Raw genomic sequence first — 14,372 nt, forward strand, 5'->3', positions numbered from 1 at the left:
GCTCCCGGCGCCCTCCATGGTTACGCTCCGCTACCTCCTGCGGGCACGTCGCTCGCGTCGCCGTGTGGTTACGCAAGCTACCGCCTCCGGGCCGTACGCGAACACCGCAGGAGGTAAAAGGATCAGGCGCTGATCGAGCGACCCGCGGACTTCAGATCATTGCACGCCTCGACGACACGTGCCGCCATGGCCGTCTCGGCCTTCTTCAGGTAGCTGCGCGGATCGTAGGTCTTCTTGTTGCCGACCTCGCCGTCGATCTTGAGCACACCGTCGTAATTGGTGAACATATGCGCGGCGACCGGCCGGGTGAAGGCGTACTGGGTGTCGGTGTCGACATTCATCTTCACCACACCGAAGCGCAGCGAATCCTCGATCTCCGACTTCAGCGAGCCCGAACCGCCATGGAAGACGAAATCGAACGGCTGCGCATCCGCCGCCAGACCCAGCTTGGCCGCGGCGACCCGCTGCCCCTCGGCCAGCACCTCGGGCTTGAGCACCACATTGCCCGGCTTGTACACGCCGTGCACATTGCCGAAGGTCGCGGCGAGCAGATACTTGCCGTTCTCGCCCGAACCGAGCGCGTCGATGGTCTTCTCGAAGTCCTCGGGGGAGGTGTAGAGCTTCTCGTTGATCTCGGCCTCGACACCGTCCTCTTCACCGCCGACGACGCCGATCTCGACCTCGAGGATGATGTTCGCGGCGTTGGTCGCTTTGAGCAGCTCCTTGGCGATCTCCAGGTTCTCGTCGATCGGGATCGCCGAACCGTCCCACATATGCGACTGGAACAGCGGGTTCTTGCCCGCGTTCACCCGCTCCTGGGAGATGGCGAGCAGCGGCCGCACGAAGGTGTCCAGCTTGTCCTTGGGGCAGTGGTCGGTGTGCAGCGCGATGGTCACGTCGTAGCGCGCGGCGACCACATGCGCGAATTCGGCCAGTGCGGCCGCGCCGACGACCATATCCTTCACACCCAGGCCGGAGCCGAACTCCGCGCCGCCGGTGGAGAACTGGATGATGCCGTCGCTACCCGCGTCGGCGAAGCCCTTGATGGCCGCATTGACGGTTTCCGAGGAGGTGCAGTTGATGGCCGGGAAGGCAAAGGAGTTCGCTTTGGCCCGACCGAGCATCTCGGCGTAGACCTCCGGAGTCGCGATGGGCACTTGAAGACCTCCGTGTTGTGCGGCAAAAGACAATTCTGTCAGTCCTCAGAGTAGGCCAGCGGGCTTTCGACCGACGTGCGGGGACCGCTCGGTGCGGCGGGTCGACAAGATGGACCGGCCGGTCGGACAAATCGAACTTTTCGTACAGCAAGAGGTTTCTCAGTTGGACCCGGTACTGTTGGCCGGGTAATTGCGCTGGCAGCTTCCGATGCGGTGGCAAGCAATGTGGCCAGCCGTACCCGGGACAGGAGGCCGCGTGATACTGCTGGCAGCGACCGAATCGGTGACTAGCAACGTCGCATTGACCCAGTTGCTGGACCCGCTGCACCTGCTCACGGAGACGTGGCTCAAGAACGCGGTACTGCCGGCGATCCTGGTGATCGTCTTCATCGAGACCGGTCTGCTCTTCCCGCTCCTGCCGGGTGATTCGCTGCTATTCACCGGCGGCCTGCTGTCCGCGACGGACAATCCGCCGGTGTCGATCTGGTTGCTGTTGCCCGCCGTCATGGTGACCGCGTTCGCCGGTGATCAATGTGCCTATTGGATCGGCCGGGCGATCGGGCCCGCACTGTTCCACAAGGAAGACACCCGCTTCTTCAAAAAGCATTACGTCACCGAGACGCACGCCTTCTTCGAAAAGCACGGGCCGAAGACGATCATCCTGGCCCGATTCGTGCCGATCGTGCGCACGTTCATGCCGGTGCTGGCCGGGGTATCCAAGATGGATTACCGCAAGTACGTCACCTTCGACATCGTCGGCGCCATCCTGTGGGGCGGCGGTGTCACGGTGCTCGGCTACTTCCTCGGCAATATCGAATTCATTCGCAAGAACATCGAGCCGATCTTCCTGCTCATCGTCCTGATCTCGATCCTGCCCGGCATCATCGCAGTCGCCAAGAAGGTGCTCAACCGCGAATCAGACACCGACGAGGCCGCTCAGCACGATGCCGCGCTGACCGCCTCGACGAACGAGCCAACCCACTGAGCCCGGTGTCCATGGCGCAGTTGCCCCTAGCAGTGGGCAGTTTCGATCCGCTGACCTCGGCGGGGCCCGCGCTCGTCTGGACGGTGGTGCTGACCTTCGTCTTCCTCGAATGCGCATTGATCATCGGGTTGTTCCTGCCCGGTGACTCGATGCTGATTACGGCGGGCATCGTGATGGCCGCCAATGCCACGGGCGAAGCCCATGTCTGGGCGCTGTCCATCGGCGCGATGCTCGCGGCGATCGCGGGCAACCAGGTCGGCTACGTCATCGGGCACCGCACCGGCCATCATCTGGTGGCCAGGAAGAACGGCCGCTACATCAACACCCGCAATCTGGCGCGCGTCACCGAACTGCTGCAGCGGCACGGTTTCCTCGCGGTGCTGATTTCGCGCTGGATCCCCTGGGTGCGCACGCTGTGCCCGATGGTCGCGGGCGCAGCGCGAATGGATCACCGCAAGTACACCCTGGCCAGCAGCGTCGGCGCCGTCATCTGGGCGCCGGTGCTACTGCTCATCGGCTACTACGCGGGCAGTTTCCTGGATCGGGTGCCGTGGCTGATGCCAGGAGTCATCGGCACCCTGGTGGTCGGCCTGATCATCGGAACCGGCATCGGTATCCGGCACTACCGCCAGGAGATCGCCAAACCCGCCGAGGATTTCGATCTCGACACCGTACCCATCGCCATACTGGAAACCGAGTGCTGACGCCTACAGCCCGGCGGCGCTGACCTGGTAGGCCGCCTCCATCAGCAGCCAACCCGACAGTTGCACCGACATATCGCGTTCGGGCACCTGCGACGAGGTCACCGAACCGCCCGCGGTGAAATGTCCGGCACCGGACGGGCCGCCGGGTAACTGGGCGGGTTTGCTCCAGTCATGCCCGAACAGCGGCTCCCCCTCGAGCTCGAGCCGGTTCGCCCAGGCCGCCGCGGCGCTGGCGCGGACAATGGCCGCCGCGGTCCGCCGATCGGCCACCTGGTCGCGCTCATCGCCGGGCAGCATCAGCGCGACCACGGCGAGATAGCGGGCCAGGATTCCATTGAACAGGCCGCCGTCGCCGCCACCGCCGCCGGTGATCACCCCATCGGTGGTCATCTGCTCCTCGACCGCGGTGAGCAGTCGGTGCACCCGTTCGCGGTGGCGCTGCTCGCCGGTGTGCACCGCGAGCTCCGCCTCCAGGCCGAGCACCACGCCCTGGCAGTAGGTGTAGGTCGGGCGCTCGATCTCGCCGGAGGGCAAGTGGATGCCGTCCAGGATCAGGCCGGATTCCTTGTCGCACAACGTCGCATCGATCCAGTCCGCCATTTCCTGCGCCCGGACATGGCGGCCGAGGCGCAGCAGCGCGATCGCGGCCGGTCCGTTGGCGGGGGCATTGAAATAGTCGGAGTCGACCCGCCACGGCACCCCACCGCCACCCGCCGGATCCCAAGCGCCGTACAGCGCCCGCTCGAGTGCGATCAGGCCGCCGCGCGCCTCGGTAATGCCCTGGGTTCGCTCGGCCCGCTCCAAAGCGATTGCCAGCCAAGCCATATCGTCGTAGTAGTCATTGGTCCACCCGGTGATATTGCGCCGCCGATGTGCCCGCGCTATCGCGGCGATTCGCTTGCGTCGCATCGGCGTCGGCACCCGGTTGGCGGCATCGACCGCGCAGTCGATCAGATGTGCCTGCCACCAGTAGTGCCAGGACGTGAAGGCCCGCTCACGACGCGTCGCCGGCCAACCGACGACACCCAATTCGGTACCGGGCACGCCCCATAGCGTGCGTAGGTGCCGCGAGATGATCGCGGATTCGGCCATATCCGCGCGCTCCGACCACAGCACGGGCGTGGGGGCTGCATCGCGCGCGGTATCCGGTCTCGGCGAGGTCATGGGTCAATGGTGCCAGCTTCGAGCCGATTAATACCGATCTTTTCGTTACCAAGCTGACGTCAAATCGGCATGTTGCCGAATCCATGCGTGCATTGCGATGCCGGCCGCGACTCCGGCATTGATACTGCGGGTCGAACCGAACTGCGCGATCGAAACCGTCAGCGCGGCCGCACCCTTGGCATGTTCGGTGACACCCGGCCCTTCCTGCCCGAACAGCAGCAGGCAGCGGCGCGGCAACTCGACTGTTTCCAGCGGAACCGAGCCCGGCACATTGTCCACCGCGACCACGGTCAGATCTTCCCGCTGCGCGAAGGCGAGTAGCTCGCCGATATCGGAGTGATGTTCGATGTGCTGATAGCGGTCGGTAACCATGGCGCCGCGGCGATTCCAGCGCCGCCGGCCGACAATGTGCACCGCGGCCGCGGCGAAGGCATTGGCGGTGCGCACCACGGTGCCGATATTCGCATCGTGGCCGAAGTTTTCGATGGCGACGTGGAACGGATGTCGGCGGCGGTCGATATCGGCGATGATCGCCTCGCGCGACCAGTAGCGGTAGGCGTCGACGACATTGCGGCGGTCACCGCCCGCGAGCAGTTCCGGGTCGTAGCGGGGATCCTCGGGCGGGGCATCCCCGTGCTCTTGCGTCCACGGTCCGACACCGTGCGGGTGCTCGCCCCATTCGGTGGGGCCTGATAGCTCGGCCGTATCCGGCGCGGGGTGGTTCACCCCGACGATGCTAATTCCGGCCGTACCCTGCGGCGTGAGCGGACGGGCTCTGAGGCACAGTCGGCGGGCCGTCGACGGGGGTACTACGGGAAGGGCATACGCGCCCACGGAGGGACCCGCGAGGGCCGCACATCGAATTCCGCCATCGCGTGGCCGGAATCCGGCGACACCTAGTAGGTCGAGGACGAGGCGCCGAGTACGCCGATTGCGGCGAGCACGACCATGAGGATGATGAACAGAACGGTCAGGATCAGCAGTATCGAGGCGATCATGCCGCAGATGTACCCGGCCTGTACGGTGCCGCGACCACCGAGGGCACCACCGGACGCATCGATCTCGTTGAGCGCCTTCCGCCCCATCACCCACGCGGCCGGACCCAGGAACTGACACAGCAGCAGGCCGAGAATCCCGAGGATCATGATCGTGATGGCCTGCGGATGATCCTGCGGCGGACCATAGGCCGGGTAGCCGTATGGCGAACCGTACTGCGGTGGCGGCGGATAGTTCATGGGCAGGATGGTAGTTGGTGGTGTAGCTGGCCACACCTCGGATTCGGCGGTCAGCTCGATCGAATGCCACCGCGACCACGACAATCATGGAGTCCATGACCGAGACACAAACCCTCGTGCTCGACGCGCCCACCGGCCCGGCCGGTCCTGGCGCGCGAAAGGTGCTGCGCGCGGTGCTGCGGGCGCCCTTCCAGGCCCGGACCTGGAAGCAACTCGTCTATGTATTCACCGTTTTCGCGATCGGCATGCTCGCCGTCTGCTATTTGTTCTTCGGCTTCGGCGGTGGGTTATTCGCCTCGATCTTCCTCCTCATCGGCATTCCGATCCTGGCACTGATGCTTCTGGGTGGGCGGCTGTGGGCGAAGGTGTACCGCGCGCTGGCCAGGGATCTGCTGGATACGCCGGTGGACGCGCCGCCGCCGTATGCCTCGCGGCCGGGCTTTTTCGGATTCTTGAAGAGCGCGTTCACCGATCGCGCGAGTTGGCGGGCCGTGCTGTTCCTGTTGGCACAATCCGTAATCGGTGTGGTCGGCGGTTATCTTGTGCTGATCGTGGTCGCCGTGACGGTATTCATAGCGCTCTCGCCCATCCCGTGGGTGCTGTTCAACCCGACGAATATCGACGACAACGGCGTCGCGCACCATTCGCTGGCCCAGTTCGGATCCTTCTATATCGACACCTGGCCGAGGGTGCTGCTGATGTCCGCGGTCGGCATTATCGGCTGCTTCGCACTGCCCTGGCTGCTGCGCGCGGTGTGCTGGGTGCACGGGCTGCTCACCATTGCCTTGCTGTCGGCGACGGCGCGGGACCGGCAGCTGGTCGAATTGCGTGCGAGCCGACGTGCTGCGGTGGAGGATTCGGCGGCGACGCTGCGCCGGGTGGAGCGGGATCTGCACGATGGCACGCAAGCGCGCTTGGTCACCATGGCCATGGCCCTGGGCCGGGCCGAAGAGCGGATCGCCCTCGGCGGCGACGCGCGCGACCTGATCGCCGATGCACACGCCAATGCCAAGGAGGCGCTGACCGAATTGCGCGAAATGGTACGCGGAATACATCCGCCCGCACTCGAATTGGGGCTGGCGCCCGCGCTGGAGACCTTGGCCTCGCGGTGCGCCGTTCCGGTGGAGCTGCGCGTCCACCTGCCGCAGCGGCCGAATCCGGCCATCGAGGCGATCGCCTACTTCTCGGTCGCCGAACTGCTCACCAATGTGGTCAAACATGCGAGCGCCAGCAGTGCGTGGGTGTCGGTAGTGCCGACCGATGCACGCACCATCGCGGTCTCGGTGCGCGACAACGGAATCGGCGGTGTACCGCAGCCGACGGACGGGGAACACGTTACGGGCAGCGGACTTTCCGGACTGGCCACGCGGGCGCGCGCGGTGGACGGCACCCTGACGGTGCAGAGTCCGACCGGCGGACCGACCGTGGTGACCATCCTGCTGCCGATGGCCGGTCCACAATGAGTACGCCGTTGCGGGTGGTCATCGCCGAGGACAATGTGATCCTGCGCGACGGATTGGCCGGGCTGCTGACCGAGCGCGGGCACGAGGTGGTCGCCATTGTCGGCGACGCCACCACCTTGAGCGATGTGGTCGGTACCCACAACCCCGACGTGGCCGTGGTGGATGTGCGGATGCCGCCGACCTTCACCGACGAGGGGTTGCTCGCGGCCATCGAGTTGCGCCGCAAATATCCGCTCACCGGAGTGCTGGTGTTCTCCCAGTGGATCGAAACCCGCTATGCCACCGAACTTCTCGCCGGCGGCGCCAGCGGCGTCGGCTATCTGCTCAAGGATCGGGTGGCCGACGTCCGCGATTTCGTCGACGCCCTGGACCGCGTCGCCACCGGCGGCACCGCACTCGACCCGGAGGTGGTGAGTCAGTTGATGGGTGCCGCACGCCAACAGGATTCGCTCGCCCGGCTCACCCCCCGCGAGCGCGAGGTCCTCGAACTGATGGCACAGGGACTGTCGAACAATGCGATCGCGACCGCACTCACGGTTACCGAGCGCGCGGTGGAAAAACATATCGGCAATATCTTCACCAAACTCGATCTGCCGCCATCGGACACCCATCACCGCCGGGTGCTCGCGGTCCTGCGACTGAAGGGCTGAGTCGGCTCGCCCGCCATGCTGGCAGCCAGTGTGTGACACGTTTGCGGCATGCTGGACCGGTTGGCGCACGCACTCGAACTGCGGTTCGTCGCTCGCGTCGAGAAGACCGACGCCGCCTGATCCGCGACCGGATCAACCCCGCGTCGCCGATCCGACACCGAGCGCGCGTAACTGCGCGGCTCTGGCTGGGCTGAGCTGGTCGCGCGCGAGTTTGGTGCGCTGTTTCGACAGCCACGCGCCGAGCGGGGCGCCGTCGACGGTGTAGTCGCGGGGCAGGTCGGCCGTACCGTGCTCGCGCCGGTACTCGGCGAGCTGGGCGATCCGGTCCGCCCAAGCGGCGCGCCGGGCGTGCAGGTCGACGCCGAGCGCGGCAAGGGCGGCCGCCTGTTCGGCGGACAGTCGTCCATCGCGGTAATCACGTCGGCAGTCCGCCAGCCAGGCACCGAGCCGGAACCCGTCCGCGGTGATGTGAGCGGAGGCGATGGTCGCGTGCGGACGTGCGCGGCGAAACTCCGTCAGCTCCCGCAGCCCTGACTCCCATCGTGCTTGCTTGCGCTGGGGGCCGCCACCCGGCTGTGGATCGAGGTCCACGCCGCGCGCCCGCAGCTCGTCGATCTGTTCGGCGCTCAGCATCCCGTCGCGATAGCCCTTGCGGCACTTGCCGATCCAGGTACCGAGCAGGAAGCCGTCCGGAGCGCGGTAGCGCTGGACGGGGTTGGCGTGGCCGTGTTCGCGCCGGAACTGATCCAGCGCCTCCAGATGATGCATCCACAGCTGGCGGCCCCAGCCTTCGGCCGCCATGTCGATGCCCGCCGCTTCGAGCTGGCGCACCCGATCGGCGGGCAATGTCCCGGCTCGGTGCTCGCCGCGCCGCCGATGCAGCCATTTGCCGAGGCCGAACCCGTCCGGCGTCATATAGGTGGCGTGGACGTTCGTGTGCCCATAATGCCCACGGTAGGTCGTCAGCGCCGCAAGGGCGCTCTCCCACCGACTGTTTCGTTTGCTGATGGCCGGATGCCATTGCACCCCAAGGACTTCCAGGATCATGAATTGATCGTCCGGCAGCCGCCCGGCTTTGCGCTCCTCGCGGCGATCGTTGAGCCACTGGCCGAGCGGAAATCCGTCAGCCGTCACGTAATAGATAGTCGGATTCGCGTCACCAGTCTGCGCGTGGTGTTCACGCAGCGCGGCCAGGCCCGTCTCCCACCGGTGTTCGCGGCGGCTGGCGCCCCGATCCCAATCAACCCCGAGGGCTTCCAGCGCCGCGGTCCGCTCGGCGGAGAGTTCGCCGGTGCGGTGCCTGCGACTGCATGCGCTCAGCCAGGTCCCGAGCGCGCGCCCGTCGGCGGTCATATGACCGTACGGCACATCGCTGTGCCCGTGTGCCGCCCGGAACTCGCCCAGCGCGGCCAGCCACGCCGCCCACTCGCTGGTGAACGGCGCCCAGGTGATGCCCAATTCGGCCAGTTTCGCGGCCCGCTTTTCGGGTAACCGGCCCGCACGAAAGTCACCGAGAACAAGTTGAGAATCCTGCTGGACCTGCTGGAGTTCAACGCCGCCGATCAGAAGGAACTGCTCGCTCTACGGGCGACAGCCAAAGAGCGTGGCTGGTGGAACCAGTATTCCGCATTGTTCGGAGACGAGACGCTGCGGTACTTCGGCCTCGAACATGGCGCGTTGAGCATCAACAGTTACGAAAGCGGCGTTATCCCAGGACTATTGCAGTCCGAGGACTATATCCGAGCGTTGACCTCGTCGGTGGTCGCGACGAAACCAGCCGAAGCGGAGCAGCGTGTCCGGGCACGGCTGCGCCGTCAAGAACGGCTCGACGGCGAAGATCCGCTGAACCTCACCGTGGTGGTTCCACGGTCCGCACATCACCGTGCGGCCCACCACCCCCACCGACCTCGCAGCCACCTTCACCACCTGGATCAACCACACCCTCGAACACCTCCGCGAATCCGATATATAAGGCCCATTGCGGTAGGCGGACCAGCCGCACTAGAGCAGCTCCCGCGCACTAATTCACGCGCTGAGAACGGGCAGGTCACGGTTGTGATCAAGCGCGTTCACGCTGCAGTGGCCGGCCCTATCCTTGAGGTGCAGGCAGTCGGGTGGAGGCTGGCATGGATCACGCACGCATTCTCCGCACAGTGCTCGGGGTGACGGCCGGGTATTTGATGGTGCTCGGATTCTGGCTGGGCTGGCTGCTACCGCATACGCCGCCGGGGACCGAGCCCTACCAGATCGTCGCGCTGGTCGGCCTATTCGGATCGTGTGTCGGCATAGGCATGCTGCTGACCGCTCGGCCATCGCGCGCGGATCGGCAGCTGTGGCGGCACGGGCTGGAGGGGTGGGCGACCATCGAGGGCGCGCATACACTCGAGCGCACCGATCATCACACCGAGCTGACCGAATTCGATCTGGAGCTCGTTGTGCCGGGATCCGAAAGTTACCGCGGCACCATCGTTTTCGATGTCACCCCGGCCGATAAGCCGCGGCTCGCGGTCGGCGAGACCATCTCCATCCGGGTCGATCCGCGCAATCGCGATCGGATCATTCTCGTTCTGGGTCAATAGCTTTCGCGTGTGCGCGCGGATCGGCCAACAGGTACTGCGCCGCCGCGTAGGTGGCCAGAATGACACCCTCCGCGATCCGGCGCGACCGCTCGCTGCGCGCGAACAGCCGACGCAACACGATCAACCCATCGGAAACGGTGAACAGCAACGCACCGAGGCCGAGCCGACTACGCGGATCGGTGCTCGGAATATTCAGTCCGGCAATATTTTTCGCGCCTGGCGCCAATCCGGGATCGGAAGCGAGCACCGCCGCAGTGCCCAGCGTCGCACCATAGGCCGTCAACGCAGCCGCGACCGTTGGCGCCTTGGCCCGCATCAGCGCCGCCGCGCCGAGCCAGGCCAGCACGCGGGGAACGGCGATCTCCGGACGCGGCCGCCCACCGCGGCGCCACCACAGCACCGAGTATCCGGTCTGCATCACCGCGAACGAGGACGCCCCCGCAATCAGCCGTCGATCATTGTCCGGCTCGATCAACAGCACATCACCGATGGTCGCGGCGCCGAGCGAACCCAGCAGAACCGTCCGGTCGACCGGATCCGATACCGCCCGATCGGTGGCCACATCCGCCGCCAACAGCGGCATCAACAGCGGCTTCGCCACCAGCTGCACCTTTTCCCGGCCGGTGACCGCGCCGTACACGGTCGCCGCCGCGGCCACCAGGAACGCGACTCGGAATGGACGCTGCAAATCAGTCACAGTCGAAGCTCGGCTCTTTCGGGGCGGGCGGCAACGTAACCACTTGACCCGCATAGCTCAAACCAGCGCCGAAGCCGAGCAGCAAGGCAATCTGACCGCCCTTGGCCTTGCCGGTCACCAACATCTCCTCCATGGCCAACGGGATCGAGGCGGCGGAGGTATTGCCGGTGTTCTCGATGTCATTGGCCACCGGGGTGTCATCGGCCAACCCGAGGTTCTTCTTCATCAGCTCGTTGATGCGGGCATTGGCCTGATGCGGAATGAAGACCTCGATATCGTCGGTGGCGACACCGGAGACCTCGAGCGCCGAGGCCAGCGCGCGCGGCAAAGTGACCGCCGCCCAACGGAATACCCGCGGCCCCTGCATCCGCAGCGACATCCGGCCGAGGGGCTCGACGGCCGGATCGGTGCCCTGCATCCGCTGTGCCTTCTGCATATATTCGAGGAAGTTGACATCCTGCTCGATCGCCGAGGCATTCTCGCCGTCGCTGCCCCACACCGTCGGGGAGATACCGTTCTCCTCGCTCGGGCCGACCACCACCGCGCCCGCACCGTCGCCGAAGATCATCGCGGTGCCGCGATCGGTCGGATCGAGTCCGACCGTCATCGTCTCGGCACCGATGAGCAGCACATACTCAGCCGATCCGGAGCGGATCAGGTCGGCGGCGACGCCGAGGCCGTAGCCGAAGCCGCCGCAGCCGGAGGTCAGATCGAAGGCCGCGATACCGTTTATCCCCAGGTCATTGGCAACCTTGGGGGCGCCGTGCGGGGTCAGCGTCAACCAGCTCGAGGTGGCCAGGATCAGCGCGCCGATCTTGGAGCGGTCGATACCGCTGTTGACGATCGCCCGCTCGCCGGCGGCCGCCGCGATCGATTGCAACGTTTCGTCACCGCTGATCCACCGGCGGTTGCGCACACCGGTGCGCTCGTAGATCCACTCCGGGGTCGAGTCGAGAACCTCGCACACCTCTTCATTACTGACCAGGCGTTTCGGACGGTAAGCACCAATGCCGAGCATCGCGACATTCGCACGGCTTTTATTTACTGCAATGCTCACCACAGGTAACTCACACGACCCTTCACTGTCTCGAACGATTCGATGCGCTCGACGGATGCGTCCTGTTATCGAGTCACACCACTGTCGGCGTTTCAGAGCTCTGCGAAGCTCCAACCACCAGCGATAGCGACCCTGGACCGTATTCGCAGCTTAACCGAGGGCCAGATCCTTCAATCCCAGGATGGACCGGTACTCCAGGCCCTCGGCGGCGACCACCTGATCGGCACCGGTCTCCCGGTCCACCACGGTCGCGACGCCGACCACGGTCGCACCGGCATCGCGCAGTGCGCGCACAGCGGTCAGCGGCGAATTTCCGGTGGTCGTGGTGTCCTCGACGACGAGCACCCGCTTGCCGACGATGTTCGGGCCCTCGATCTGGCGCTGCATGCCGTGCGTCTTGGCGGCTTTACGCACCACAAAGGCGTCGATCGGACGACCTGGTGCGTGCATGACGGCCAGCGCGACCGGATCCGCGCCCATGGTCAGCCCGCCGACGGCCTCGAAATCCCAGTCTGCAACCAGTTCGCGCAGCAGCTTGCCGACCAGCGGTCCGGCAGCGTGGTGCAGGGTGGCGCGACGCAGGTCGATGTAGTAGTCGGCCTCCTTGCCCGAGGACAACGTGACCCGGCCGTGTACAACAGCGAGCTCGCGCACGAGTGCGGCCAATCGGTCGCGATCGTCGGTCGAAACGGCCACCTTGTTCGCCTGGTCGATCATGTGTGTCAAGTCCTTCCGCGTGCGTTGAATATGCCGCGATTGAGTCGGGCCGCCAGGGCTCGCGGGATCATCCCGGCGACGGTGGTGAGCACTTTGTACTGCACACCGGGCACGCTGAGTACCCGGTTCTTCTCCAGATCACGTAGCGAAACGGCGACCACCTTGTCGACGGTCAACCACAGCTGTTTCGGCAGCGAGGACATCTCGATACCGGCCCGCTCATGGAATTCGGTATGCACGAATCCGGGGCACAGGGCCTGCACCCGAACCCCTGTTCCCGCCAGTCCGCCCGCCAACCCCTCCGTGAAGGATACGACGTAGGCCTTCGAGGCCGAGTAGGTGGAGCCGCGTCCCGGAATCAGACCAGCGACGCTGGCCACATTGACGATCGAACCCTTCGCGGCCGCGATCATCGACGGCAGCGCGGCCCTGGTGAGCTGCACCACCGCCGTGACATTGACATCGAGTTGCGCCTGGACCGCGGCGGGCGGCTGCGTCCAGAACTCCCCCGACTGGCCGAATCCGGCATTGTTGACCAGGAATTCGATGCCGTCGGCGGCGCGTGCCAGCACCCGATCCCGATCCTCGGCGTCGGCCAGATCGGCGACCAGCACCTCCGAACGGGTTGCGAATTTGCGCTCCAATTCCGCGGCCAGTGCATTCAGCCGCTCCTTGTCGCGGGCGACGAGCACCAGGTCATAGCCGAGTGCGGCCAGGCGCACCGCGAATCCGTGCCCGATACCGGAGGTCGGTCCGGTGATCAGGGCGACGGGGCGGGTGGCACCGGGCAGGCGTGTGGGATGGGCGCTATGCCCGCTCACTGTGGCACGGGTCCCTGATATGGGCGGAATCCCGGGTGGAACGGACCGCCGGGCGGTCGGTGCTCGCCCGATGGCCACTCGTCCGCATCCGGCTCGGACCCGATGGGCTCGGGCTTGGCGGGTTTGCGCTGATCCGGGCGGTCCTGCGGCCAGTCGTCCTCGCTTTCCGCTGCCCAACGCTCGTCGCGGGCCCGCGAGCGAGAGTCCGGGACAACGGCGAGACTGGGTCGGCGCGGCGGCTCCGGGGTTACCGGTTCGTCGTCGTAGTCGTCGTCGGCGTACTCCCGGTACTTCGGCCGGTCGAAATCGTCTTCGTCATAAGACGATTCGCCGTAGGCCGAATCCGCGTCGTCGAAGTCCGCGCCCTTGCGCAGATCCGCCGACGCTACCCGCGCGGCCACCGGATTTTCGGTCTCTTCCCGATCATCCGAGCGCGACTTGCGCGGGTATGGTCGCCCCGGATCGTGACCGCCGGAATCCTCCCCACGCACCTCGCTCACCGGCGGCAACACATGCAACAGACCGGACAGGCGAAGCACCGCATCGATGGCGGTCTCCCAATCCTTGGCCACCGTCCCGACATTCAGCATGCCGAGGGTCCAGTTGCCCTCACTCCACAGCATCTGCACGGTATCGGGTAGCGATTCGATGAAGGCGACCATGCGCTGGTCGACGGCGTGCCTGGCGATCTCCGGATTGGTCGCGAACACCACCCGGTCCCCGATCGCGCCGAGCAGCTCCAGATCGGCGTCCTTGGGCGGGGACGCGGTCTTGAGCCGCATATCCACATCGATATCGGAGCCGATCTGCCTGCGCACCGCGACCAGCGTCGCCGCGTCTTCCAGATCGAACAGGACGAATTTCTCGCCCTTGCGGATACCGGACACCACATCCACCGCGGATAGGTAGCCGAGCTTGGCCAACGCACCGCGACGCCACGTCGACGCCAGCGCCGGTTCCACCGACACATAGGTATAGCCCTGGGCCTTCGCCCACACCTGGCGCGCATGACCGGTCCGCTGTCGCTGGACCCGATCGAAATACAGCAGCACGATCGCACCAACGAGCGCGATCGCCGCCAACCCGAACCATATTGCCGTCATCGTCGCCTACCCTATAGAGCCGACAGGGCCATTGCGCATT

Annotated in this window: 16 protein-coding genes; 6 read left to right on the forward strand and 10 right to left on the reverse strand. The window is 65.9% G+C overall.

All coding sequences use genetic code 11. The features are described 5' to 3' along the window. Window positions 1-122 precede the first annotated feature (122 nt). Window positions 123-1,157 (reverse strand): class II fructose-bisphosphate aldolase, encoded by a 1,035-nt coding sequence (fbaA, locus tag AB0L63_RS08885; protein ID WP_364496739.1) that lies wholly within the window; start codon window positions 1,155-1,157, stop codon window positions 123-125. Window positions 1,158-1,413: 256 nt separating this feature from the next. Between fbaA and AB0L63_RS08890 the strand changes: the two genes are divergently transcribed. Together AB0L63_RS08890 and AB0L63_RS08895 are read left to right on the forward strand one after the other, a co-directional pair. Then, a complete protein-coding gene (locus AB0L63_RS08890) occupies window positions 1,414-2,142 on the forward strand; it encodes a VTT domain-containing protein (RefSeq protein ID WP_364496742.1) in 729 nt (242 codons plus the stop codon). Window positions 2,143-2,153: 11 nt separating this feature from the next. After that, entirely contained in the window at window positions 2,154-2,846 is a 693-nt protein-coding gene (locus AB0L63_RS08895; RefSeq protein ID WP_364496745.1) for a DedA family protein, read from the forward strand. Between the two features lie 3 nt (window positions 2,847-2,849). On the opposite strand, the gene AB0L63_RS08900 is transcribed toward AB0L63_RS08895, so the two are convergent. The 3 genes from AB0L63_RS08900 to AB0L63_RS08910 all read right to left on the reverse strand — a co-directional run bounded on the left by AB0L63_RS08900 (window position 2,850) and on the right by AB0L63_RS08910 (window position 5,245). Further along, window positions 2,850-3,938, reverse strand: coding sequence for a glycoside hydrolase family 76 protein (locus AB0L63_RS08900; RefSeq protein ID WP_364496914.1), 1,089 nt, complete (start codon window positions 3,936-3,938; stop codon window positions 2,850-2,852). A 117-nt stretch (window positions 3,939-4,055) separates the two neighbouring features. After that, entirely contained in the window at window positions 4,056-4,736 is a 681-nt protein-coding gene (locus AB0L63_RS08905) for a TrmH family RNA methyltransferase (RefSeq protein WP_364496747.1), read from the reverse strand. Between the two features lie 170 nt (window positions 4,737-4,906). Continuing rightward, window positions 4,907-5,245, reverse strand: a complete 339-nt coding sequence (locus tag AB0L63_RS08910; RefSeq protein ID WP_364496750.1) for a DUF4190 domain-containing protein — start codon at window positions 5,243-5,245, stop codon at window positions 4,907-4,909. 95 nt (window positions 5,246-5,340) lie between these two features. Between AB0L63_RS08910 and AB0L63_RS08915 the strand changes: the two genes are divergently transcribed. Together AB0L63_RS08915 and AB0L63_RS08920 are read left to right on the forward strand one after the other, a co-directional pair. Continuing rightward, on the forward strand, window positions 5,341-6,708 hold the full coding sequence (locus AB0L63_RS08915; protein ID WP_364496752.1) for a sensor domain-containing protein: 1,368 nt from the start codon (window positions 5,341-5,343) through the stop codon (window positions 6,706-6,708). Further along, a complete protein-coding gene (locus AB0L63_RS08920) occupies window positions 6,705-7,358 on the forward strand; it encodes a response regulator transcription factor (protein WP_364496755.1) in 654 nt (217 codons plus the stop codon). The genes AB0L63_RS08915 and AB0L63_RS08920 overlap by 4 nt, the downstream gene beginning before the upstream one ends. A gap of 132 nt (window positions 7,359-7,490) precedes the next feature. On the opposite strand, the gene AB0L63_RS08925 is transcribed toward AB0L63_RS08920, so the two are convergent. After that, window positions 7,491-8,816, reverse strand: a complete 1,326-nt coding sequence (locus tag AB0L63_RS08925) for a helicase associated domain-containing protein (protein WP_364496757.1) — start codon at window positions 8,814-8,816, stop codon at window positions 7,491-7,493. A gap of 171 nt (window positions 8,817-8,987) precedes the next feature. On the opposite strand from AB0L63_RS08925, the gene AB0L63_RS08930 reads away from it, so the two are divergent. Both AB0L63_RS08930 and AB0L63_RS08935 read left to right on the forward strand, forming a co-directional pair. Continuing rightward, window positions 8,988-9,524 carry a Scr1 family TA system antitoxin-like transcriptional regulator gene (locus tag AB0L63_RS08930; RefSeq protein WP_364496917.1) on the forward strand — a complete coding sequence of 179 codons (537 nt, stop codon included), beginning with the start codon at window positions 8,988-8,990 and terminating at the stop codon, window positions 9,522-9,524. Then, window positions 9,485-9,937, forward strand: coding sequence for a hypothetical protein (locus AB0L63_RS08935; RefSeq protein ID WP_364496759.1), 453 nt, complete (start codon window positions 9,485-9,487; stop codon window positions 9,935-9,937). The genes AB0L63_RS08930 and AB0L63_RS08935 overlap by 40 nt, the downstream gene beginning before the upstream one ends. Here AB0L63_RS08935 and AB0L63_RS08940 read toward each other — a convergent pair. The 5 genes from AB0L63_RS08940 to AB0L63_RS08960 form a co-directional block, all read right to left on the reverse strand. Further along, window positions 9,915-10,634: a lysoplasmalogenase gene (locus tag AB0L63_RS08940; RefSeq protein WP_364496762.1), complete on the reverse strand. Its 720-nt coding sequence runs from the start codon at window positions 10,632-10,634 to the stop codon at window positions 9,915-9,917. The genes AB0L63_RS08935 and AB0L63_RS08940 overlap by 23 nt on opposite strands. Then, a complete protein-coding gene (locus tag AB0L63_RS08945) occupies window positions 10,627-11,694 on the reverse strand; it encodes a beta-ketoacyl-ACP synthase 3 (RefSeq protein WP_364496765.1) in 1,068 nt (355 codons plus the stop codon). The genes AB0L63_RS08940 and AB0L63_RS08945 overlap by 8 nt, the downstream gene beginning before the upstream one ends. 147 nt (window positions 11,695-11,841) lie before the next feature. Next, on the reverse strand, window positions 11,842-12,408 hold the full coding sequence (gene pyrE / locus AB0L63_RS08950; RefSeq protein WP_364496768.1) for an orotate phosphoribosyltransferase: 567 nt from the start codon (window positions 12,406-12,408) through the stop codon (window positions 11,842-11,844). A 5-nt stretch (window positions 12,409-12,413) separates the two neighbouring features. Further along, window positions 12,414-13,229, reverse strand: a complete 816-nt coding sequence (locus tag AB0L63_RS08955) for an SDR family oxidoreductase (protein ID WP_364496770.1) — start codon at window positions 13,227-13,229, stop codon at window positions 12,414-12,416. Next, window positions 13,226-14,332 carry a hypothetical protein gene (locus AB0L63_RS08960; RefSeq protein ID WP_364496773.1) on the reverse strand — a complete coding sequence of 369 codons (1,107 nt, stop codon included), beginning with the start codon at window positions 14,330-14,332 and terminating at the stop codon, window positions 13,226-13,228. Before AB0L63_RS08960 ends, AB0L63_RS08955 begins: the two co-directional genes overlap by 4 nt. Between the last annotated feature and the right edge of the window lie 40 nt (window positions 14,333-14,372).

Origin of the sequence: Nocardia sp. NPDC051990, assembly GCF_040680755.1 — a bacterium.
In the GTDB taxonomy this organism is placed as follows: Bacteria; Actinomycetota; Actinomycetes; order Mycobacteriales; family Mycobacteriaceae; genus Nocardia.